Origin of the sequence: Pseudomonas helleri, from assembly GCF_045830615.1 — a bacterium.
Classification (GTDB): Bacteria; Pseudomonadota; Gammaproteobacteria; order Pseudomonadales; family Pseudomonadaceae; genus Aquipseudomonas; species Aquipseudomonas helleri.
Window position 1 is genome coordinate 622,104 of sequence record NZ_CP174501.1, and the last position, 22,153, is coordinate 644,256.

Annotated in this window: 21 protein-coding genes; 8 read left to right on the top strand and 13 right to left on the bottom strand. The window is 59.0% G+C overall.

Annotated features, from left to right (window positions below; genetic code table 11):
- Window positions 1-7: 7 nt before the first annotated feature.
- Complete coding sequence (locus ACJJU9_RS02915) at window positions 8-1,162, bottom strand: efflux RND transporter periplasmic adaptor subunit (RefSeq protein WP_123751696.1); 1,155 nt, start codon at window positions 1,160-1,162, stop codon at window positions 8-10.
- A gap of 43 nt (window positions 1,163-1,205) precedes the next feature.
- Window positions 1,206-1,439 carry a hypothetical protein gene (locus ACJJU9_RS02920; RefSeq protein ID WP_407730020.1) on the bottom strand — a complete coding sequence of 78 codons (234 nt, stop codon included), beginning with the start codon at window positions 1,437-1,439 and terminating at the stop codon, window positions 1,206-1,208.
- A gap of 306 nt (window positions 1,440-1,745) precedes the next feature.
- Between ACJJU9_RS02920 and ACJJU9_RS02925 the strand changes: the two genes are divergently transcribed.
- On the top strand, window positions 1,746-2,663 hold the full coding sequence (locus tag ACJJU9_RS02925) for a LysR family transcriptional regulator (RefSeq protein WP_407730021.1): 918 nt from the start codon (window positions 1,746-1,748) through the stop codon (window positions 2,661-2,663).
- A 382-nt stretch (window positions 2,664-3,045) separates the two neighbouring features.
- Here the strand turns inward: ACJJU9_RS02925 and ACJJU9_RS02930 are convergent, their stop codons facing one another.
- The 8 genes from ACJJU9_RS02930 to ACJJU9_RS02965 all read right to left on the bottom strand — a co-directional run bounded on the left by ACJJU9_RS02930 (window position 3,046) and on the right by ACJJU9_RS02965 (window position 11,771).
- Window positions 3,046-3,801, bottom strand: coding sequence for a helix-turn-helix transcriptional regulator (locus ACJJU9_RS02930; RefSeq protein WP_407730022.1), 756 nt, complete (start codon window positions 3,799-3,801; stop codon window positions 3,046-3,048).
- Window positions 3,802-4,035: 234 nt separating this feature from the next.
- Complete coding sequence (ppa, locus tag ACJJU9_RS02935; RefSeq protein ID WP_407730023.1) at window positions 4,036-4,563, bottom strand: inorganic diphosphatase; 528 nt, start codon at window positions 4,561-4,563, stop codon at window positions 4,036-4,038.
- 102 nt (window positions 4,564-4,665) lie between these two features.
- Complete coding sequence (locus ACJJU9_RS02940; RefSeq protein WP_048367679.1) at window positions 4,666-5,478, bottom strand: zinc-dependent peptidase; 813 nt, start codon at window positions 5,476-5,478, stop codon at window positions 4,666-4,668.
- Window positions 5,479-5,491: 13 nt separating this feature from the next.
- Window positions 5,492-6,139, bottom strand: coding sequence for a DedA family protein (locus ACJJU9_RS02945; RefSeq protein WP_048367677.1), 648 nt, complete (start codon window positions 6,137-6,139; stop codon window positions 5,492-5,494).
- A gap of 266 nt (window positions 6,140-6,405) precedes the next feature.
- Entirely contained in the window at window positions 6,406-7,206 is an 801-nt protein-coding gene (gene eutC, locus ACJJU9_RS02950; protein ID WP_407730024.1) for an ethanolamine ammonia-lyase subunit EutC, read from the bottom strand.
- A gap of 2 nt (window positions 7,207-7,208) precedes the next feature.
- Window positions 7,209-8,609: an ethanolamine ammonia-lyase subunit EutB gene (locus tag ACJJU9_RS02955; RefSeq protein WP_048367673.1), complete on the bottom strand. Its 1,401-nt coding sequence runs from the start codon at window positions 8,607-8,609 to the stop codon at window positions 7,209-7,211.
- A 52-nt stretch (window positions 8,610-8,661) separates the two neighbouring features.
- Window positions 8,662-10,110 (bottom strand): ethanolamine permease, encoded by a 1,449-nt coding sequence (eat, locus tag ACJJU9_RS02960; protein ID WP_407730025.1) that lies wholly within the window; start codon window positions 10,108-10,110, stop codon window positions 8,662-8,664.
- 140 nt (window positions 10,111-10,250) lie between these two features.
- Complete coding sequence (locus ACJJU9_RS02965) at window positions 10,251-11,771, bottom strand: aldehyde dehydrogenase family protein (RefSeq protein ID WP_153328190.1); 1,521 nt, start codon at window positions 11,769-11,771, stop codon at window positions 10,251-10,253.
- A 341-nt stretch (window positions 11,772-12,112) separates the two neighbouring features.
- Here ACJJU9_RS02965 and ACJJU9_RS02970 point away from each other — a divergent pair, with 341 nt between their 5' ends.
- The 4 genes from ACJJU9_RS02970 (at window position 12,113) to ACJJU9_RS02985 (ending at window position 16,401) form a co-directional block, all read left to right on the top strand.
- Entirely contained in the window at window positions 12,113-14,014 is a 1,902-nt protein-coding gene (locus tag ACJJU9_RS02970) for a sigma-54-dependent Fis family transcriptional regulator (RefSeq protein WP_407730026.1), read from the top strand.
- A gap of 131 nt (window positions 14,015-14,145) precedes the next feature.
- Window positions 14,146-15,495, top strand: coding sequence for a UDP-N-acetylmuramate:L-alanyl-gamma-D-glutamyl-meso-diaminopimelate ligase (gene mpl / locus ACJJU9_RS02975; RefSeq protein WP_407730027.1), 1,350 nt, complete (start codon window positions 14,146-14,148; stop codon window positions 15,493-15,495).
- Entirely contained in the window at window positions 15,492-16,121 is a 630-nt protein-coding gene (gene ubiX / locus ACJJU9_RS02980; RefSeq protein WP_048367666.1) for a flavin prenyltransferase UbiX, read from the top strand. The genes mpl and ubiX overlap by 4 nt, the downstream gene beginning before the upstream one ends.
- Window positions 16,114-16,401: a YceK/YidQ family lipoprotein gene (locus ACJJU9_RS02985; RefSeq protein WP_048367664.1), complete on the top strand. Its 288-nt coding sequence runs from the start codon at window positions 16,114-16,116 to the stop codon at window positions 16,399-16,401. Before ubiX ends, ACJJU9_RS02985 begins: the two co-directional genes overlap by 8 nt.
- 50 nt (window positions 16,402-16,451) lie before the next feature.
- On the opposite strand, the gene ACJJU9_RS02990 is transcribed toward ACJJU9_RS02985, so the two are convergent.
- Together ACJJU9_RS02990 and ACJJU9_RS02995 are read right to left on the bottom strand one after the other, a co-directional pair.
- Complete coding sequence (locus ACJJU9_RS02990) at window positions 16,452-17,093, bottom strand: oxidoreductase (protein ID WP_048367662.1); 642 nt, start codon at window positions 17,091-17,093, stop codon at window positions 16,452-16,454.
- A gap of 61 nt (window positions 17,094-17,154) precedes the next feature.
- The gene (locus ACJJU9_RS02995; protein ID WP_048367661.1) at window positions 17,155-18,837 is read right to left on the bottom strand and encodes a C13 family peptidase; all 1,683 of its coding nucleotides are present in this window, start codon (window positions 18,835-18,837) and stop codon (window positions 17,155-17,157) included.
- Window positions 18,838-19,023: 186 nt separating this feature from the next.
- On the opposite strand from ACJJU9_RS02995, the gene ACJJU9_RS03000 reads away from it, so the two are divergent.
- From ACJJU9_RS03000 to ACJJU9_RS03010, 3 genes are read left to right on the top strand one after another with little or no spacing between them, the layout of a single operon-like run.
- Complete coding sequence (locus tag ACJJU9_RS03000; protein ID WP_048367660.1) at window positions 19,024-19,386, top strand: CidA/LrgA family protein; 363 nt, start codon at window positions 19,024-19,026, stop codon at window positions 19,384-19,386.
- Entirely contained in the window at window positions 19,383-20,099 is a 717-nt protein-coding gene (locus ACJJU9_RS03005) for an LrgB family protein (protein ID WP_123751705.1), read from the top strand. Before ACJJU9_RS03000 ends, ACJJU9_RS03005 begins: the two co-directional genes overlap by 4 nt.
- A 10-nt stretch (window positions 20,100-20,109) precedes the next feature.
- Window positions 20,110-20,700 (top strand): LON peptidase substrate-binding domain-containing protein, encoded by a 591-nt coding sequence (locus ACJJU9_RS03010; RefSeq protein WP_331367551.1) that lies wholly within the window; start codon window positions 20,110-20,112, stop codon window positions 20,698-20,700.
- A gap of 59 nt (window positions 20,701-20,759) precedes the next feature.
- Here ACJJU9_RS03010 and ACJJU9_RS03015 read toward each other — a convergent pair whose 3' ends face one another.
- The gene (locus tag ACJJU9_RS03015) at window positions 20,760-22,076 is read right to left on the bottom strand and encodes a bifunctional DedA family/phosphatase PAP2 family protein (RefSeq protein ID WP_048389658.1); all 1,317 of its coding nucleotides are present in this window, start codon (window positions 22,074-22,076) and stop codon (window positions 20,760-20,762) included.
- Window positions 22,077-22,153: the final 77 nt, after the last annotated feature.

Consider the following 22,153-nt stretch of genomic DNA (forward strand, 5'->3'; position numbering starts at 1 on the left):
TTGGCGATTAGTGATCGTTTATTACGAGGCTGGGCACATGAAGTGTGTTGTTACCCGGGGAGTGTGATTGGGGAGTGACCGGTGTATCAGTGGCATGGATGTTTTGCAGGCCGGAGACAATCAGGGTGTTATCGTTTTCCAGCCCTGAAGTAATCACGCGTTGTTGGTCGATCAGTTGGCCTGTTTCGACATAACGCTTGATGGCTTTATTGTCGTTGCTCAGCACATAGACGTACTTTTTGTTTTGGTCGGTCAATATTGCCCGTTCGGGTATTAGCAGCGCCGGTGTCGGTTCGCCCACCGACAGTTGAACTTTTGCAAATAAACCGGGGGTAAATAAACGGTCGCTGTTATTCACCGTGGCGCGCGCCCGAACAGTGCCGGTTGTTGCATTGACCTGGTTATCCAGGAAGGTGAGTTCGCCGGTGTAAGGGTGGCCTTCATCGTTTGCCAAGCCGATGCGCACGGATGTGTCTTGGGATTGTTTCAGGGTCTTCTGGTAGTTCAGAAAACTGTGTTCATCCGGGTCAAAGTAGACATAGACCGGGTTCTGCGAGACCACGGAGGTCAGGGCGGATTGGTCAGCGACGGCGAGGTTGCCCAGGGTCAATTGCGCGCGACTGGTGCGCCCGTCAATGGGTGAGCGAACCTCGGTGAAGGCCAGGTTCAGCGTGGCCGCCTCCACTGCAGATTCGGCAGTGTGGACATCGGCCAGGCTTTGATCGCGGGTTGCACGTTTTTGCTCTGCCTCTTCTTTGGACACAGCGTTGCTTTTGAGCAGTTGCTGCGCACGAAGGTCCTGCTGGCTGGCCAGTGCAAGGGCAGCGCGGGCCCGTTCCAGCTGTGCCCGTGCGCTGTCCAGTGCGGTGCGATAAGGGCGCTGATCGATCACGAAGAGCAAGTCACCCTTTTTCACTTCACTGCCTTCACGGTAAGCCACCCGGGTGATGTAGCCCCCGACGCGAGGGAGTATCACCACGGTGTCTGTGGCACTGACCCGACCATTGAAGCTGTCCCAGGTCTTGATGGTTTGCTGGGTGACACTGGCCACCTCGACAGCGGGGGGTTGACCCGCAGCGGCCTGGTCGGGCTTTTTGTAACAACCACTGATCAGTAAGGCAGTGGTGATCATTCCGGTAACGGCGACTAATCGAACGCGCACAGGATCATCCTTATCAAGGGGGATTAATGGGCTGAACGCGTGTTCATTGTTGGGTTTGCTGATCTTCTGCACGGAGGGCGTCGGGCATTGTTTTTTTCTCTTGCTCAGCCTTCTGTAGTTTGGCCTGTTTACGTTTTTCAATGTCTTTGGCTTGCTGTTCAAACATCGCTTTATTTCTTTCGTTAAAACGCTGAAGTGCTTCGGCGCCGTCAGACGCATGGGCAAAAAAAGGCAGGGTCAGAATGAATAACGCCATCAGTTTAAAAGAGGTTTTCATGGTTTTTCTCAAGTTGTGCGCGCACGAAGGCGCTCAATTAGATCAAGTTGAAGTGCTAATAAGTTAATAAGGGCTGGCGCGCTGGGGCGATAGAGTTAAATGGCTCTAATATTTCAATAAATCTTATAAGTTATTTAATTCGATAATGTTTTCTTAACGTTGATGCTTGTGGGTCATGATTGTCGTGATTGATCACAGTTTGCCTGGAGACAGAAGATGTTGTTTCGAGGCATGGGCGGACTATAGAAAAAAACGTTCCTTGGATAAACTGGGTCCCGACGTTTTGTTTTTACGGAAATTCGTACAATGGCATTTGACCGGTTGGAAGCAATGCGAGCGTTCTGCCGAATCGTTGAAGTCGGCAGTTTCAGTCGAGCAGCGGAGTCGTTGAATTTAGCCAAAACCACGGTTTCCGGTCAGGTGCAGGCACTTGAGCAACTGTTGGGCATGAAGCTGCTGCATCGCACGACACGCAAGGTGTCTGCGACAACCGAAGGGGCCGCTTACTATCGGCGTGCTCGTGCCATCCTGGAGGATGTCAACGAACTGGAAGCCTCCCTTTCGCCTAGCCGTAACGCGATCCGTGGGCATGTGAAAATTGAAATGCCTTCACCGGTGGGCACGTTATTGATTGCCCCTTCATTGCCCGATTTCACCCAACAATTCCCACAGATACACCTGGAGATCAGTTGCGATGAGCGCATTGTGGATTTGGTGGAGGAGGGGGTGGATTGTGCCATTCGGGTCGGTCAGGTCTCGGACCAGAACCTGATCTGCCGCCCGGTAGGGTTGATGCGTTACTGCTTCTGTGCCGCGCCTTCCTATCTGGCTGGAGCGCCTGGGCTTGATACGCCCTTTGACCTGCCGGCACACAAGCACCTGGGATTTAAATTCCCGGCGACCAACCGGCGGCATTTGCCGACGCTCACTCGAGGAGAAGAGAGCTTTACCCTTGACCAATTACCGACCCTCTATTTCAACAGCGGCGGCACGGCGACGGCCGCCACGGTGGCAGGGCTGGGCGTTGCGTTTTTGCCTCGTGCCGAAGCGGATGCGCATCTGCAACGGGGCACGCTGATTGAAGTCCTGGCGGATTGGCCAATGGAGAGCCTGCCCATCTCCTTGGTCTACCCGCAGACCCGCGACTTGTCGGCGAGGGTGCGGGCATTGCTCGACTGGACAACCGCGTTGATGGCGAGCAACCCGCTGTGGGCGCCTGAATAAATGCTGGCGTACCGAGTGCAAGGAATTAGTGAGAGTCAGGCAGGTTTCGGGGAGGGGCGAAAAGCCAAGTCAAAAGATCGAGAGGCAAGCTCGCTCCTACAGTTTGGGCCGTAGCAGATTTTTATTTCAGGCATTAAAAAGCCGGCTTGTGGCCGGCTTCTCGGGGGCGGGTTTGGTTTGTTTTTGGCAAACCGTACTCGCCTTCAAATCGGGGCGACCAGCGCGTTGGGCTGGTGTGGGGCATGGCCGCTTTTTGCGGCGGCCCCTGCAATCCGGCTGCCTGAGCAAGGGGTTGCGCGAGTGGGGCGAAGCATACTGGGAATCGGTTGCATTTCCCAGCACAAATTCCTCTTGTGGCTTCGCTGGTTCGCGCGCCAAGGCTCTATTCCGCTAGTTTGCACGGCACTGACGGGCGACGTTTATTGAGGGTGGACCACCAGAATACCCAGCCCAATATGCGTATGCGTTGTTCTTGTATCTGCGCCGCACCGTAGAGTTCGTCCGGGAATTCTTCGTGGTTGTGGCTGCGTAGGCGTAAACCATTGCTGGGCTGGCGGTAGACGTATTTGATGCGCAGCATGCCGTCATGCTCAATGGCGTAGATTTCTCCGTCCACGATGTGGGTCAGGCTGCTGTCGATGGCCAGGGTGGAGCCGTCTTCTATACGTGGCGCCATGCTGTTGCCGAGCATGGGCGCGCAGATAGCCTGGTCGTGGCCGACGTCCATGGCCTGCAGGATGGCCGCGCTCAGGCGGATTTGACAGTCCATGATCTGGGCCACATGGGTTTGGCTTGAGCCGCTGGCATTTAACACTTCGCTGTAGAACGGGACGTCGATGTCATGGGGGGTGGTTGAGACGGTGTAGGGGTGAGTGCTGACGGGTTGTTTGGGCGCGGTGTTGCGTGCCGTAGGACTAATACTGGGGGCTCCCGGATGTTTGGTGCCTTCACCCGTGCGCAGCCAACGGCTGTTAACGCACAACAGTTCGGCGATTTCGTCCAGTCGGGCCATGGGTATACCACGCTTGAACCAGTTGTTGACGTGCTGCGGCGTAACGCGGCGATTGGCGGCGAAGTCCGAAGCGGATAAATGACACTCCCGCAGGAGGGTTCTGAGGCGATCACCGGATGTATTCATGAATGCGGAGTTTACGGAGAAGACAGCACCGTTTAAATAAACTAAACGTTCAAAAAAAACGGTGAAAAAGAGACATTTCCCTGAGCTTAAAGGAGATTTCTTACGGTATGACTGTTCTCGCGCAAAAGCGATGAACGGGCTGTGTTGCGGGTGTTTAGAAGGCAATAAAAAACCCCGGCATGCCGGGGTTTTTTGAGTGCATCGGGCTGGCTGAAAACGCCTGCCGGTGTGCACTTAGCCTTTGTAGGCAGCAACCGATTTGGTGATCTCGGCGCGGGCAGCTTCTGCGTCGCCCCAACCTTCGATTCTTACCCATTTGCCTTTTTCGAGGTCTTTGTAGTTCTCGAAGAAGTGCTGGATCTGCTGGATCAGCAGCGGTGGCAGGTCGGTGTACTCTTTCACGTCAACGTACAGCTGGGACAGCTTGTCGTGAGGCACAGCTACTACTTTGGCATCGCCGCCGCCGTCGTCGGTCATGTGCAGAATGCCGACTGGACGCGCGCGGATAACCGAACCTGGAGCAACCGGGTAAGGGGTCACAACCAGCACGTCGAGGGGGTCACCGTCGTCAGCCAGGGTGTTGGGGATGAAGCCGTAGTTGGCCGGGTAGAACATCGGGGTCGCCATGAAGCGGTCAACGAACAGGCAATCGCTGTCTTTGTCGATTTCATATTTGATCGGCGCGTGGTTAGCCGGAATCTCGATGGCGACGTAGATGTCATTCGGCAGGTCTTTGCCAGCCGGAATCTTGCTGTAGCTCATTGGGCGGTGCCCCCGTGTGTAGGCCAGTTTACTTGGCCGATGTGGCCAAAAAGTGGCGGCGATTATAGGCGTATTCCTGCAACCACGTCACGTCTGGCGGTATCAGTGATGTGCACGGTAATCAGGGTGTTCACTCTGTAGGGTGCGTAACCGGGCCAGGGTGTCCTGCCGGTAAAACAGGCTGAGCTGCTTATACACCAGCGGATAGACATGGTGCAGCAGGTCGGGCGCGCTAAAGAAGTACTCGCTGGTGACGGCAAAAAACTCGGCCGGGTTTTCAGCGGCGTACGGATCGATGGGCGCGTGGTCCGGGTTGTGGTGGTCCAGATAGTGGTTGAGGTGGTCGAAGGCTTGCTGCATGTCCTTCGTCCAGTCAGTCACTTGCATGTTGCTGTGCAGTGGCGGCATGCCGTTGGCGGCGCCGTTGAGCATGTCCAGCTTGTGCGCCAGCTCGTGAATGACCAGGTTGTAACCTTCCCAGTGACCACTGGCCAGTACGCCCGGCCAGGCCAGAATCACCGCACCGTGCTGCCAGGCTTCACCGCTGTGATGGCCTTCCCACACGTGTTCTACGCCACTGGAATCGCGGTGGCGCTGGGGGCTGACGAAGTCATCGGGGTACAGGACGATTTCATGAAAGCCCTGATACCAGTCCAGGTCGCCCAGGTTGAGCAACGGCAGTTGCGCCTGGGCGGCGAGCAGCAGCTCGCCTTCTTCGGTCAGCTCGACGCCGGGCATGGGCGTCAGGTGTTTTTGCTTGAGGAACAACACACTGCTTTCGCGCAGCCATTTGTCCTGCGCGTCGTCCAGCCCGTCAAGAATACTCAGGTGTTGGCGCACGTCATGCCAGACGTCCTCCGCCACCGGGTGCTGCGCCAGAATCCGCTGGCGTCTCCATTCACTCAGCGACCACATTGCCGTTCTCCGATCAGGCTTTGGAAGGGCTGCGTCCGAAACGGCTGCGTACTACACCAATAATCATTGGCACCAACGACAGCACGATGATGCCCACCACCAGCAGCGACAGGTTGGTTTTGATGAACGGTACGTTACCGAAGAAGTAACCCAGGGTGACCAGGCCGCCGACCCACAGGATAGTGCCGAACACGCTGAACATGAAGAAGCGCGGGTAGAACATGCGGGCCACACCGGCCACGAACGGCGCGAAGGTGCGGAAGATCGGCAGGAAGCGCGCCATGGTTACGGTTTTGCCGCCATGACGTTCATAGAAGTCGTGGGTTTTTTGCAGGTAGTCGCGACGGAAGATCTTCGAGTCGGGGTTACTGAATAAGCGTTCCCCGGCCGTTCGTCCGATGACGTAGTTGGTACTGTCACCCAGAATCGCCGCCAGCATCAACAGTGCGCCCAGCAATACCGGGTCCATGCCACCGCCCGCCGCAACGGCGCCGGCGATAAACAGCAACGAATCACCCGGCAAAAATGGCATGACCACCAGCCCGGTTTCACAAAAGATCACCAGAAACAGGATGGCGTAAATCCATACACCGTAGTTTCTTACCAGCATGTCCAGGTACACATCGAGGTGCAGGATAATGTCGATAGGGTTGAAATCCATGTAAGGCACCTGTCTTGATGACCCGGCTCAGCAGGTCTGTGCGGAGGAGTAGGTAGTTAACTACAGCGAATGTAGTTTTTTCGTACATTCTGGTTCCGGGGGATTATACGGATTGAGACAAATTGTGCTGCCTGAGTTTGTAGCGAAGCATGTATTAGTTCTGCTTGACCAAAGGGGTAGGAGCGAGCTTGCCTCGCGATCTTTTGTTTTTGAAAGATCAAAAGATCGCGAGGCAAGCTCGCTCCTACACAGGGTTTTGCGCGTGATTACGCGTCTTTTAGCAGGAAGTTTTCGTTGGGAGCGGCCACGTCCAGGGTCTGTACCTGGGCTTCGTCCTTCAAGTTGACCCCCGACAACTGCCGCCGACAGGCCTCGCGCATCAGGTACGCCAGCCGATGAGCGGCCATGCCGTAACTCAAGCCTTCAAGCCTGACGTTGGAGATGCAGTTGCGGTACGCGTCGGTCAAACCCACCTTCGGCCCGTAGGTGAAGTACAGCCCGAGGCTGTCCGGCGAGCTGAGCCCCGGGCGCTCACCAATCAGCATCACCACCATCTTGGCGCTCAGCAATTCGCCAATCTCGTCGGCGACGGCGACCCGGCCTTGCTCCACCAGCACCACCGGCGACAGGCGCCAGCCTTCAGTGCTGAAGTGCTCTTGCATGCGCGTTAAAAAAGGCACGGTGTGACGATGAACCGCCAACGCAGACAGCCCGTCGGCTACCACCACCACAACGTCGAAGCCGCCCGTGTTGGCCTGCGCGTAGTCGCGCAACTGTTGCGCCGAGGCGTCATTGAGTTTGCGCCCCAGATCAGGCCGTTGCAGGTAGCTGTGGCGATCACTGGCGGCGCTGTGCACCAGCAGGCTGTCACGCCCCAGCTCAGCAAATTGGCTGCTCAGCCCGGCATGATCAAACGGTAAATGCACCGCGTCGCGCGCCTGGGCGTGAGCAAATTGAAAGTCCAGTTGCGCCTGGGTCGGCATGCTCGTGCCGGTGCGCCCCAGGGCAATACGTGCCGGGGTCAGGCGGCGCAGTTCGAGCCACGGGTTAAGGGTGTCGGTGGCCATGCTCAGCGCCCTCCCAAATGGGCCAGCGCCTGACGGAACGCAGGCGGCAATTGATGACCAAATTCAATCCGGCCATCGTTCTGGGTGAAAATTCCGATCTTGCTCAGCCAGTGTTCAAACTCGGGCGCAGGCTTTAACCCCAAGGTTTTTCGGGCGTAGAGTGCGTCATGAAAGGACGTGGTCTGATAGTTGAGCATGATGTCGTCCGACCCCGGAATGCCCATGATGAAGTTGATCCCGGCCACGCCCAGCAGCGTCAGCAGGTTGTCCATGTCGTCCTGATCGGCTTCGGCGTGGTTGGTGTAGCAAATGTCACAGCCCATCGGCACGCCGAGCAACTTGCCGCAAAAGTGGTCTTCGAGCCCGGCGCGGATGATCTGTTTGCCGTTGTACAAGTACTCGGGGCCTATAAAGCCGACCACGGTGTTGACCAAAAATGGCTTGAAGTGCCGGGCCACGGCGTAGGCGCGGGTTTCGCAGGTTTGCTGATCAACGCCGAAATGCGCGTTGGCCGACAGCGCGCTGCCTTGCCCGGTCTCGAAATACATCAAGTTGTTGCCCAACGTGCCGCGATTGAGGCTCAAACCCGCTTCGTAACCTTCCTGTAGCACATTCAGGTTAATCCCGAAGCTGGCGTTGGCCGCTTCTGTCCCGGCAATCGACTGAAACACCAGGTCCAGCGGCACGCCACGGTTGATCGCTTCGATGGAGGTGGTGACGTGGGTCAGCACGCAGGACTGGGTCGGGATGTCATAGCGCTGGATGATCGCGTCGAGCATGTTCAGCAGGTCGCAGATCGAGGCGATGCTGTCGGTGGCCGGGTTGATGCCGATCATCGCATCGCCATTGCCGTACAGCAGGCCGTCGAGAATGCTCGCGGCAATACCGGCCGGGTCGTCGGTAGGGTGGTTGGGTTGCAGTCGGGTCGACAAACGCCCGCGCAAGCCCATGGTGCCGCGAAACTGGGTGACGACGCGGATCTTCTGCGCCACCAGAATCAAATCCTGCACGCGCATGATCTTCGACACGGCCGCGACCATTTCCGGGGTGAGCCCGGGGGCCAATGCGCGCAGCGTGTGTTCGTCGGCGGCGTCACTGAGCAGCCAGTCACGAAAGCCGCCCACGGTCAAATGGCTGACCGTGGCAAAAGCCTGTCGATCATGGCTGTCGATGATCAGCCGGGTGACTTCGTCGGACTCGTAAGGGATCAGCACTTCTTGCAGGAAGTACGAAAGCGGGATGTCAGCCAATGCCATTTGCGCCGCGACGCGTTCGCCATCATTGGTCGCGGCAACACCGGCCAGAAAGTCCCCGGAACGGGCCGGGCTGGCTTTGGCCATGACGTCTTTGAGGCTGTCAAAACGGTAGGTCTGTGTCCCCACCGCGTGAGAAAAAGTTGCCATACAAGGTGCTCCTTAACGCCAGACGCGGTGCGCCTGGCGGGTTTCTCAGCGACTAGTGCAAGGATTGCTCAGCCTGTTGGATGGCTGCGAATTCCTCTTCCGGCGTACCGGCGACCAAATGGTGTCGACTGTAAAAAGCAAAGTAGGCAATTAATACGCCATAGATCACCGCAGCGCCAATCACTACGCGCGGATCCACCAGGAACCCGGCGACCACGGCCACGCAGGCCAGCACCAAAGCGGTGCCTGAAGTGACAATACCGCCCGGCGTGCGATAAGGACGCTCCATTTTGGGGCGACGAATGCGCAGGGTGATGTGCGCGGCCATCATCAGTACGTACGAAATGGTCGCGCCAAACACCGCCACCAGAATCAGCAGGTCACCCTGGCCGGTCAGGGACAGGCCAAAGCCGATAATGCCGGGGATGATCAGCGCCAATACCGGGGCTTTGCTCTTGTTGGTTTCAGACAGCTTGCGTGGCAAGTAACCTGCACGGGACAGGGCGAAGATCTGACGCGAGTAGGCGTAAATGATCGAGAAGAAGCTGGCGATCAAACCGGCCAGACCGACCAGGTTGACGAAGCTGCCCATCCAGGTCGAGCCGCCATAGGCTTTGCTCAGTGCCTCAACCAGTGGGTTGCCCGAGGTCATCAAGTGGTGGGCACCGGCGCCGCCCGGGCCGATGAACAGGATCAACAGGGCAAAGGTGGCGAGTACCAGCATGGCGCCAATCAGGCCGCGGGGCAGGTCGCGCTTGGGGTTTTTGGTTTCTTCGGCGGCCAGCGGCACGCCTTCGACCGCGAGGAAAAACCAGATTGCATAGGGGATCGCCGCCCACACGCCAACATAACCAAATGGCAGGAACGAACTGGCGCCTTTGGCTTGGGTGACGGGGATATCCAGCAGGTTGGTGATGCTGAAGTGCGGCACCATCGCGACCAAAAACACGCCCAGGGCGATGGCGGCCACGGCGGTGATAATGAACATCAGCTTGAGCGCTTCACCGACGCCGAAGATGTGGATGCCGATAAAAATGATGTAGAAGGCCAGGTAAATCATCCAGCCGCCGATGCCGAACAGCGACTCGCAATACGCCCCGATAAACACCGCAATGGCGGCGGGGGCGATGGCGTATTCAATGAGGATGGCGGTGCCGGTCAAAAAACCGCCCCACGGCCCGAAAGCACTGCGGGCAAAGCCGTAGCCGCCGCCTGCGGTGGGGATCATCGATGACAGTTCGGCCAGCGAGAAGCACATGCACAAGTACATGGTGGCCATCAGCAGGGTGGCGATAAACATCCCGCCCCAGCCGCCCTGGGCCAGGCCGAAGTTCCACCCGGCGTAGTCGCCGGAGATCACGTACGCCACGCCCAGGCCCACCAGCAGGACCCAGCCGGCAGCGCCTTTTTTCAGTTCACGTTGTTGAAAGTATTCGGAGCCGACTTTTTCAAAATCGACAGAGGAGTTTGCTGCGGGAGCCGCATTGGGTTCGCTAGGCATTTCCGTTCACCTGTTCTTTATTGTTGGGAAGATTTGACAGGGAGCAAAGCAAGAGCCGGGCCACAGGCCCGATTGTAGGAGCGAGCTTTTGATCTTTTAAAAGATCGCGAGGCAAGCTCGCTCCTACAGGGGTAGGGCGGTTAGAAGAAGCCCAGCGGGTTGATGTCGTAGCTCACCAGCAGGTTTTTGGTCTGCTGATAATGGTCGAGCATCATTTTGTGGGTTTCACGGCCAACACCAGACTTTTTGTAGCCACCGAACGCGGCATGCGCCGGGTACAGGTGGTAGCAGTTGGTCCACACGCGGCCCGCCTTGATCGCGCGGCCCATGCGGTAGGCGCGGTTGATATCGCGGGTCCACAGGCCGGCGCCCAGGCCGAACTCGGTGTCGTTGGCAATTGCCAGTGCTTCGGCTTCGTCTTTGAAGGTGGTGATGCTGACCACCGGGCCAAAGATTTCTTCCTGGAACACGCGCATTTTGTTGGTGCCCTTGAGCAGGGTCGGCTGGATGTAGTAACCCGTCGACAGATCGCCTTCGAGCTTGGCCACCTGGCCGCCGGTCAGCAGCTCGGCGCCTTCGGCCTTAGCGATTTCAAGGTAGGACAGGATTTTGTCGAATTGCTGCTCGGACGCCTGGGCGCCGACCATGGTGTCGGTGTCCAGCGGGTCGCCACGTTTGATCGACTCGACTTTCTTCATCACCACTTTCATGAAGTCGTCGTAGATCGACTCTTGAATCAGTGCGCGTGACGGGCAGGTACACACTTCGCCCTGGTTGAAGAACGCCAGCACCAGGCCTTCTGCGGCCTTCTCAATAAAGGTCGGCTCGGCCTGCATGATGTCGGCGAAGAAGATGTTCGGCGATTTGCCGCCCAGCTCGACGGTCGACGGAATGATGTTCTCTGCCGCGCATTTCATGATGTGCGAACCCACCGGCGTCGAGCCGGTGAAGGCGATTTTGGCGATGCGTTTGCTGGTGGCCAGCGCTTCGCCCGCTTCCTTGCCGAAACCTTGCACCACGTTAAGCACGCCCGGTGGCAGCAGGTCGCCGATCAGTTCCATCAGCACGGTGATGCTCAGCGGGGTTTGCTCGGCCGGTTTGAGCACGATGCAGTTACCGGCGGCCAATGCCGGGGCGAGTTTCCAGGCGGCCATCAGCAGCGGGAAGTTCCACGGAATGATCTGCCCGACCACGCCCAGCGGCTCGTGGATGTGATAAGCCACGGTGTTGCCATCAATTTCTGCCGCGCTGCCTTCTTGTGCACGAATGCACCCGGCGTAATAGCGGAAGTGGTCGGCTGCCAGCGGCACGTCGGCGTTCAGGGTTTCACGCACGGCTTTGCCGTTGTCCCAGGTTTCAGTCACGGCCAGCAGTTCGAGGTTTTGCTCAATGCGGTCAGCGATTTTCAGCAGCACCAGCGAGCGCGCCTGCACAGAGGTCGCGCCCCAGGCATCGGCAGCGGCGTGAGCGGCATCCAGGGCTTTTTCGATGTCTTCGGCAGTGGAGCGGGGGAATTCTGCGATGGCCTTGCCGTTGACCGGCGAGGTGTTGGTGAAGTACTGGCCTTTGACCGGTGCCACGAATTCGCCGCCGATGTAGTTACCGTAGCGGCCCTTGAATGTGATGACCGAGCCTTCAGTACCGGGTTGTGCGTAACGCATGGAGTGTCTCCTTGGCTTTATTGTGCTTATGGGAGGACGCGCTGTGGCGCTGCCCCATACCGGAGCAAAGGCTGGGCCAAATAGCGCAAGCCCTTGTAAACCGGGGCTTGCCGGTTTTTACGGGTGAGCTGAAGCAGGGCGAGTGTGACAAGGCTGATACAGCGTGAGTGACAGGTTGTGTCAAAAATGGCACAACACATGACCGACGGGTCAGTTCGAGATTGCAATGCATCGAGCGCAAGAGGATGCTGGCTGTTCGGTTTGGACTGAGTCCCATGCGTCGCACAAGGCAGGTTTTTTTGCGCGGTGGGGTCGTCGTGTCAGAGCGGAGAACAATAAAAATGCACAGTACCGATTTAAATCGGCACGCCCGACAAGTCATCAATGTTATTCAGGGACGCCCCCAAGGGTGTGACCCTTCTATCGTTCGCTCCTGGCAGCGTTGCCTGGAGGATTACCACCTCGATCCCGCGCAAAACATCGCCCCGACGGTGCTGGAACACAGCCGCATCCTTGAGGGCCGCGAGCGTCTGCAGCAGGTGCTGCAAATCGCCGGGCACGAAATGAACAGCCTGCACCAGCAGTTATCGGGCGCTGGCCACGCGGTGCTGTTGACCGATGCCCGCGGGGTCATCCTCAACTGCATCACCGCCCCCACGGAGCGCAAAGTCTTCGAGCACGCAGGTCTGTGGCTGGGGGCCGATTGGAGTGAAGCCCGTGAAGGCACCAACGGCATCGGCACCTGCCTGGTAGAGCGCCAAGCCCTGAGCATTTATCAGGACGAGCATTTTCGTGGCCGCCACACCGGCCTGACGTGTTCGGCCAGCCCGGTGTTTGACCCGCACGGCGAGCTGCTGGCGGTGCTGGACGTGTCTTCAGCGCGCCATGAAGCCTCGCGCCAGAGCCAGTTCCACACCATGGCGCTGGTGAACCTCTCGGCCAAGACCATCGAAAGCAGTTACTTCCTGCGCCAGTACGAACACCAGTGGTTGCTGCGCTTTCATTTACAGGCCGAATCGGTGGGCCTGTTCAGTGAGGGCATGCTGGCGTTTGACGGCGATGGCGTGATCAGTGGCGTCAATCAAAGCGGCCTGAACCTCTTGGGGCAGACCCGCAGCGGTTTGCTCGGGCAAGCGGTGGACAGCATTTTCGATTGCAGCGCTGATGAGCTGTTTGCCCGCGCCAGTGTGCAGGCCACGGCCAGTTGGCCGCTGCGCAGCCGCGATGGTCGCCTCTTGTTTGCCGCCCTGCGTGGCCAGCCTCGCGCAATACCGGTGTGGGTGGCGCCTGCGCCGGTGAGGGTGTCGCCGGGCGGGATTTGCCTGGGGGATGAAGCCCTGCAAAGTGATTTTCGCCGGGCGCTGCGGGTGTTTGAGCGTGACGTGCCGTTGTTGATCAACGGCGAAACCGGCTCAGGCAAAGAGGCCTTTGCCAAGGCCGTGCACCAGGCCAGCCTGCGGGCCAGCAAGCCATTTGTGGCGCTGAACTGCGCGTCGATCCCCGAGAGCTTGATCGAAAGCGAGCTGTTTGGTTATCGCGGTGGCAGCTTTACCGGGGCACGCAAAGAAGGCATGCAGGGCAAGTTGCAGCAGGCCGATGGCGGAACATTGTTTCTGGACGAAATTGGCGACATGCCGCTGGTGCTGCAAACCCGTCTGTTAAGGGTGCTGGAAGACCGCGTGGTGGTGCCGATTGGCGGCGAGCCGCAGACGGTGGATGTGCGCATTGTCAGCGCGACCCACCGCAACTTATTGGAGCGTGTGGCCGACGGCAGCTTTCGCGAAGACTTGTACTACCGTCTCAATGGCCTGGAAGTAGGCTTGCCGGCGTTGCGCGAGCGCACCGACAAATCGCAGTTACTGGACTTTTTGCTGGCACAGGAAGCGGGCGGGCAGCGGCTGACGATCAGCCCGACGGCGCGTCAGGCGTTGCTGCACTTTCAATGGCCGGGCAACGTGCGCCAACTGCGCAATGTGCTGCGCACCTTGGCGGCATTGTGTGAAGCCGAGGTTATCGAGTTTGGCGACTTGCCTGTGGCGATTCGTCAGGTGCCGCTTAAACCGCTGCCACCTTGCTCTGACAACCCCCTGGAAGACGCCGAAAAACTCGCCTTGCTGGCTGCGCTGGAACAACAGCGCTGGCACATGACCCAAACCGCCGCGCAGTTGGGTGTCAGCCGCAATACGCTCTATAGAAAGCTGCGCCGGCATGGGATTAAAGCAGCGGCAAGCGGCAAGCTTTAAGCCGCCAGCAAAAGCAGTGCAGAGCCAAGCCAGAGCGGGCACCTCGACCGCTCTGGCTTTTTCTTGTCGCTTGAGGCTTGCCGCTTGCTACTTAAAAACCTACCCTTCGCCGATGATTTACGAGGTCGACTATGCACATTCATATTCTTGGTATTTGCGGCACTTTCATGGGTTCGCTGGCGGTATTAGCCAAAGAACTGGGCCATCACGTTACCGGTTCCGACGCTAACGTCTATCCGCCGATGAGCACCCAGCTGCAAGCTCAAGGCATTGAATTGACTCAAGGCTACGACCCGCAACAGCTCGATCCGGCGCCGGATCTGGTGGTTATCGGCAACGCGCTGTCACGGGGCAACCCGGCGGTTGAGTACGTACTTAATAAAGGCCTGCCGTATGTGTCTGGCCCACAATGGCTGGCCGATCACGTGCTGCAAGGGCGCTGGGTGCTGGCCGTGGCCGGTACGCACGGCAAAACCACTACCAGCAGCATGCTGGCCTGGGTGCTTGAGCACGCGGGTATGGCGCCGGGCTTCTTGATCGGCGGGGTGCCGCAGAACTTTGCCGTGTCGGCCCGTCTGGGCGATACGCCGTTCTTCGTGGTGGAGGCCGATGAATACGACAGCGCATTCTTCGACAAGCGCTCAAAATTTGTTCACTACCGCCCGCGCACCGCGATCCTCAATAACCTTGAGTTCGATCACGCAGACATCTTCCCGGACTTGCCAGCGATTGAGCGGCAATTCCACCACTTGGTGCGCACCATCCCCGGCGAAGGCCTGGTCATCCATCCGACCACCGAGCCTGCCTTGCAGCGCGTGATCGAGATGGGCTGCTGGACCCCGGTGCAAACCACCGGCGATGGCGGTCAATGGCAAGCCAAATTGCTGAGCGAAGACGGCTCGCGCTTTGAGGTGCTGTTTGAAGGCGTTGCCCAAGGCATCGTTGAATGGGACATGACCGGCCAGCACAACGTCGCCAACGCCTTGGCAACCCTGGCCGCTGCGCGCCATGTGGGCGTGGTGCCGAGTTTGGCGATCGACGGTTTGAGCGCCTTTAAAAGCGTGAAGCGCCGTATGGAAAAAGTCGCTGAGGTGCAGGGCATCACTATTTATGACGACTTTGCGCATCACCCGACGGCGATTGCCACCACGCTGGACGGCCTGCGTAAACGCATCGGCGATGCGCCGTTGATCGCCGTGATTGAGCCGCGCTCCAACTCCATGAAGCTCGGAGCCCACCGTGACGGCTTGCCGGGCAGCGTGACCCAGGCCGATCACGTGGTCTGGTATGCACCGCCTAACCTCGGTTGGGACCTGGCCGCGACCGTGGCTTCAAGCTCGGTGCCGACGCGGGTGTGTGATTCGCTGGAGGCGATCATTGCCGATGTGAAAGCCCAGGCCAAGCCGGGCACCCACGTGGTGATCATGAGCAACGGCGGCTTCGGTGGCCTGCATGGCAAGCTGGCGGAAGCGCTGCAATGAGCGGCCCGGAACGCATTACCCTGGCCGTGACCGGCGCGTCGGGCATGCCCTACGCGTTGCGGCTGCTCGACTGCCTGGTGCGCGAAGATCGCGAGGTGCACTTTCTGATCTCCAAGGCCGCGCAATTGGTAATGGCGACTGAAACGGACGTTAACTTGCCACCCAAGCCACAAGCCATGCAGACCTTTCTGACCGAATACACGGGCGCTGCCGCAGGGCAGATTCGCGTTTACGGCAAGGAGGACTGGATGTCACCAGTGGCGTCCGGGTCTGGAGCACCGGCGGCCATGGTGGTGGTGCCGTGTTCGACGGGTACGTTGTCAGCGATTGCCACAGGGGCTTGCAACAACCTGATTGAGCGGGCCGCGGACGTGACACTTAAAGAGCGTCGCCAATTGATTCTGGTGCCGCGTGAGGCGCCGTATTCCAGTATCCACCTGGAAAACATGCTCAAGCTGTCGAACATGGGGGCCGTGATTTTGCCCGCATCCCCAGGCTTCTATCACCAGCCGCAGACCATTGATGACCTGGTGGACTTCATGGTCGCGCGCATTCTGAATCTGCTGAATATCCCGCAAGACATGCTCCCGCGTTGGGGCGAGCATCATCTGGGCAGTAATGACTAAGGCTCTGCTGGCCCTATGGGTGCTTATCCAGATCGGCGGCTGCGCCAGCGTTCGTACGCTGGACGCTGCCAAGCCGGGGGCGCCGATTGTCTATTCCGGTACGCGGCTGGACTGGTATGCACTGCAAGGCGGGTGCTGTGCGCAGGATCGTTTTGGGGCGCAAGCGCCGCGCTATCCGGGGCTGGATTTGCCGGCTAGTGCATTGCTGGACACGGTGTTGCTGCCGTTGTCAGTGCTCACTGTGCTGGGTGTCGGGTTTCAAGCCAGCGGCGGCCTTTGATACCGGGCTTTTATTGCCCGGTCCAGGCGCCGCTTAAGTAGCCGCAGCGGTTATTTACCCAGCTTGCGCAACTCATCCGATTCAACCACCCGCACACCTTTTTGCTCTTCCAGCGCCAGTCGCCACAAGGCCCGGGCCAGTTCGCAGGCTTCGATGCCGTGGTACTTGCCCGGAATCAGCTTGGACAGCGTGCCGGCAATTTTTTCTACGGGGCGTTCTTCCTGACGCTCGCCAATCAGCAATGAAGGGCGGGCGATGGTCAATTGCGGCCAATTTTGAGCGCGCAACGATTGCTCCATCTCACCTTTGACCCGGTTGTAGAACACTGAGGATTTTGGATCGGCGCCGATTGCGCTGATGACGATCAGGTGTTTTGCCCCCATTTCCAGGGCGCGTTTGGCAAAGGCCACGACCATGTCGTGATCCACGGCGCGGAATGCTTCTTCTGAGCCTGCCTGTTTGATGGTGGTGCCCAGGCAGCAGAAGGCCACCTCTACCGGGCCGCTCAGTTGCGGCAAGAATACGGCCGGGTCACCCACGGGGTTTTCCAGATGCGGGTGAGCCGCCAAAGGTTTGCGCGAGGGGGCCAGTACGCGCTTGATAGTAGGTTCGTTGAGCAGGCGGTCGAGCAGAAGCTCGCCGGTCAGGCCGGTGGCTCCTGCGAGCAGAATGTGCTGAGGTGTCAAGTACATGCGAGTTCTCCCTTGATACATTCAGCTTAGTCCTTCTTTGAGGGCTTGCTGTTCAACTGATTTATTGCAAAGCGCGTTTGGCTTGTTGCTGGCGCAGGCGTTGCCAGTGATTCAGCACGCCTTTTGGCGCCCACATTTGCGGCTCGGACGCCTCGTAGCCGTCAGTTTGCTCACGTTCGGCAATGGCCTCTTTAGCCAGCTTGAAGGCTTTTTGCAGGTCATCTGTCTGGTTCAGTGCTTGTGCAAACAAGGCGTTGCCGAAGTAGGTGAAGTCGGCTTCTTCAGAGCAGCCAAATGACACGCGGTCGGTGCGCGAGGCAGTCATGATCAGGGTTCTTTCATCTTTGAGCGCGGGGATAAAGCCGCCCGAATAGCACGATGAAATCACAATGACCTTGTCGCGGTTTTTCAACGGCTCCAGTGCTGCGGCGAGTTCATCGGCGGGCAGGTCTGCCAGCTCCAGACGCGGCTGATCGAGTACCAGTTCATGGTCCTGGGTGCCGTGGCTGGTCAGGTAGATAAACACCAGATCTTCCGGCCCGGTGCGCTCGGCCAGGGTTTTGGCGGCGCGGTGCAGGTTTTCACGGGTGGCCATTGGGCGGTCCATCAGATGGTCGCGATGGTTGACCAGGGTAATGTGGCCGCGGCTGCCGAAACGGCTGGCGAGCATGTCCGTCACGTAGTCGGCTTCGCGCATGAAAACGCTTTGTTTGCCGTCGCCCGCGACCACCAGGCTGTACAGCTCAATGGCCGGGGTTGAGGCCGGGACCGCTTGCAGTGCCTGGTTCAGCAATTGGCCCTGGTTGAGCAGGCCCAGTTCCAGGGTATCGGGCAGCAGGCCGCCCTGGGCATCGCGAACCCGCTGGCCATTGATCCAGAAACCGCTTTCGACCGTGCCGTCACTGGCGGTCAGCGTGCCGTTGCCCTGATAGGTGTCGGCGGCAAAGTCGCCGATGTAGGTGCTGCCATCGGTCATGCTCAAATGGCCGGGGCCATTGAAGCGCCACTCGCTGAACTGGCCGCGATAGTGGCTGCCATCGACACCGATCAGCTCGCCTTTACCGGTCAGCGCGCCGTCTTTGAAGTCACCGATCCAGACGTCGCCGTCGGCGTTTTCATAGCGGCCTTTGCCATTTAACTGGTTATTTTTGAACCCGCCGGCGTACTGGTCGCCGTCAGCGCTGTTGAATGTACCGTTGCCTTCGAGCTGGCCGTTGACGAAGTGCCCGCTGAATTCATTGCCGGTTGAGTCGCTGCGCTTGCCTTCGCCGTTGGGCTTGCCATTGGCAAACTGGCCTTCGTACTGGCTGCCGTCGTCCAGTTCCAGATGGCCGAGCCCGGAAAACTCGTCATCGTGGAACTCGCCGCGATAGCTCATGCTGCCTTCTTTGAGCGTGCCTTCGCCTTCGCGACGGCCGTTCTTGAAGCCCCCCACATAGCTGCTGTTGTGGGTGGTCAGGCTGCCTTGGCCATTGAACAGGCCCTGCTCGAAATGGCCGATATAGACCTCGCCGTTGCTGCCGTGCCACTCGCCCTGGCCGTGCCACTGGCCATTTTTGAACTGGCCTGCGTACCAACTGCCGTTTGGGTAGTCGATACGGCCCTGGCCTTGCAGCAACCCATTGACCACTTCGCCCCGGTAACGGCCGCCATCAGGCAGGCGTGCGTCAGGCGGCAATAGCGATTCGCCATCGCCGCAGGCCGTCAATAGCAGGGTCAAAGCAAGGGGGGCAAGTGGGCGCATAGCGGGATCCGGATAGTTAGGCTGCCGAGTATGCCGAAGCAAAAAAAGCTGTCTATAGGGGCAGATGAAACATGCGCAGATATTGTGTTTTTCAGTACAGCTGGTAGCAGAAAGTGATCCGCTTCGGTGAGCTGTGTCGGGACGTGCTTATAATGCTGCGCGAAAAAAGAACGCTGGAGAGATGACATGTTGTTACGCGGCCTGACGTGGCTGGTGCTGTTTCAATTGCTGGGCACCGCCCTCAACCACTTGTTCATTCCGGTACTGCCCGGCCCGATTATCGGCCTGTTGCTGTTACTGGTGTATTTGCTGGTGTGCGGCCAGGTCAGCGAGCCCCTGAACGAAGCGGCCAAAGGTCTTTTGCGTTACTTGCCCTTACTGTTGGTGCCGCCTGCGGTGGGCGTGATGGTCTATGCCGCCGATATTGCCGCTGATTTTTGGGCCATCGCCGGGGCGCTGGTGTTGTCGTTGTTGATCTCCATGGCGTTCGTCGGCGTGCTGATGCAGCGCTTGCTCAAGCCTCACGCCAACCGTGAGGAGCGACCATGAGTGTTGAATGGCAAAGTGCCTGGCAGTCGGTGATCCATCACCCGTTGTTTGGCATCGGCATTACCCTGGGGGCTTATCAACTGGTCCTCGCCGGGTACGAGAAAACCCGCTGGATTTTTCTGCAACCGGTGCTGGCCAGCATGCTGCTGGTGATCGGGGTGCTGGTCAGTTGCGGGCTGACTTATGACGAATACCGCAAAAGCACCGACATCCTCACCATCTTGCTGGGCCCGGCCACGGTCGCGCTGGCGGTGCCACTGTTCCTGAACCTGCGGCGAATCCGCCAGCTGTTCTGGCCTATTTTTACTACGCTGGTTATAGGCGGTGTGTTTGCAACCGGGTTGGTGGTGCTGTTGGCGTGGTGGTTTGGTGCCGAGCACATGGTGCTGATGACCCTGGCGCCTAAATCCGTGACCTCGCCGATTGCCATGCTAGTAGCCGAACAGATTGGCGGTGTGGCGGCGCTGGCGGCGGTGTTTGTGTTGATTACCGGGGTGATCGGGGCTATTTTCGGCCCGCCCCTGTTGAACCTGCTCAAAGTGCACAGCCCTGAAGCCCGTGGCATGGCGCTGGGCATGACAGCCCATGCGGTGGGCACTTCAGTGGCGTTGCACGAAGGCGAAGAGGCGGGTGCTTTTGCGGCCTTGGCAATGAGTCTAATGGGCGTAGGCACGGCGGTCTTTCTGCCGCTGGCCGTGACCCTCGTGGTGTAAGGAGGGTTGTATGAAGCTGCCATTGTTCCCCTTGAGCACCGTCCTTTTCCCGGGCTGCGTGCTGGATCTACAGGTGTTTGAAGCCCGTTACCTGGACATGATTGCCCGCTGCATGAAGCAAGGCAGCGGTTTTGGCGTGGTGTGCATTCTGGAGGGCAGCGAAACCGGCGACATCGAGCCCGATATCGCCGGGATTGGTTGTGAAGCGCGGGTGAGTGATTTCCAGAAGCAGGATAACGGCCTGCTGGGGATCCGCGTCGAGGGTGGTCGGCGTTTTGAGGTGCTGAACACCGAGTTGCAGCGTGACAACCTGCTGGTGGCCGACGTGCACTGGCTGGACGAGATCCCGGAACAACCGTTGCAGGAAGAGGACCAGGACCTGCTGGCATTGCTCAAAGCCCTGGCTGAACACCCGATGGTCGCGGCGTTGAACATGAACACCGAAGTCAGCGGGCAACAATCATTGGCCAATCAGTTGGCCTACCTGCTGCCCTTTGCCGAAGAAGACAAGGTCGACCTGCTGCAAGTGGACGACCCGCAGCAGCGCCTCGACGGGATCCAGGCCCTGCTCGAAGAGATGCAGGGCGAGATGCTTAATTGAGCCCACCTATCTTGTAGGAGCTGCCGAGGCACGAAGGCTGCGATCTTTTAAGGCCTCGCTTAATAGGCGTAGCGCAGCAGTTCCTTGGACAAATGGCTAAGCATGAAAAAGCCATACAGCGCTGCGCACGACGGCAAGATCATCCACCAGACTTTTACTGGCACCGGCGTAAGCACCATGTAGCGCTGAGTCAAGGCCAGGGCGAAGGCGTTGACGGTGATGGCCAGGAACGCGCCCGCCATGATGTCAGTTGGCCAATGAGCGCCCAGGTAAATCCGTGACATGGCCACGGTCATGGCCAGCAAGCAGCCGATCAGCACGCAAGTAATGCGCATGCGTTGCGGTTTTTCACGGCCTGCCAGAATCGCCAGGGCCAAAAAGAACGCAAACGAGCCAGAGCTGTGGCCGCTGGGCATGCTGTAGCTGGTCAGCGGGTCGAGCAGCACGTCAGGGCGCATACGCGCGAAGAAGTGCTTGGTGGCGGTGTTGGCAATGGCGGTAAACAGCGTGACCCCGCCAAAGAAGATCAAGGCGCGCCATTGTTTGTTGAAGAACAGCAACGCACACACCAGGGCGGCGGCCAGCAGTTGCGTGCGGAAGTTACCGATCTGCGTCACCAGCACGGCCAGCATGTCCATGGTGCTGCTGCGATGTTCTTGCACCAGGGCGCTGATACCCTGATCGAACGCAGCCATGTGCGAGTAGCCGAAGAACACCGCCACCAGCAGCGCCAGGCTCAAGGTGCCGATCAGTAGCGTCGCTTTGGGTTGACGGCGAACGTTGGCGTGGATGCTCAGGCCCAGCAGGGCGGCGATGCTGACCGCAACGATGGCAGCTTGTGGCCAGAAGTTTTCAGGCAGCGGCAAGCGGATCGCCGCCCCGGTCGCCCAGCCTGGCAGCAGGTAAGCGACCGACCAGCCAGCGCCGGCCAGCAAGCTGACCAGAATGAAGCGCGGCAGCGGCATGTCGCACATCCCGGCCACCATCGGCAGCATGGGCCGCAGCGGGCCAATGAAACGGCCAACGATCAGGCTGACGATGCCGTAGCGCTGAAAGTAGTTTTCGGCGCCGGTCATCCATTCCGGGTGGGTGCGCAGCAAAGGCAAGCGCCGGATATTTTGATGGAAGCGTCTGCCCAGCGCGTAAGACAACATGTCGCCCAGCAAGCCGCCGAGGAAGCCCAGCAGCAGAGTCTGGCCCAGCGACAGGGCGCCGCTACCGGCCAGCACTGCGATTGCAAACAACAGCACCGTGCCGGGCACGATGATCCCGGCAATGGCCAGGCATTCCACGCACGCCACGATAAAAACGGCCAGGCCCAGCCATTGCGGGTTGGTGGTAAGCCAACTGGTAACGCTATCGAGCCATGGGCCCATACTTCAACTTCCTTTTGTTTTTTGTAGAGGATCAGCAACCCCTGTAGGAGCGAGCTTGCCTCGCGATTTTTTGATCT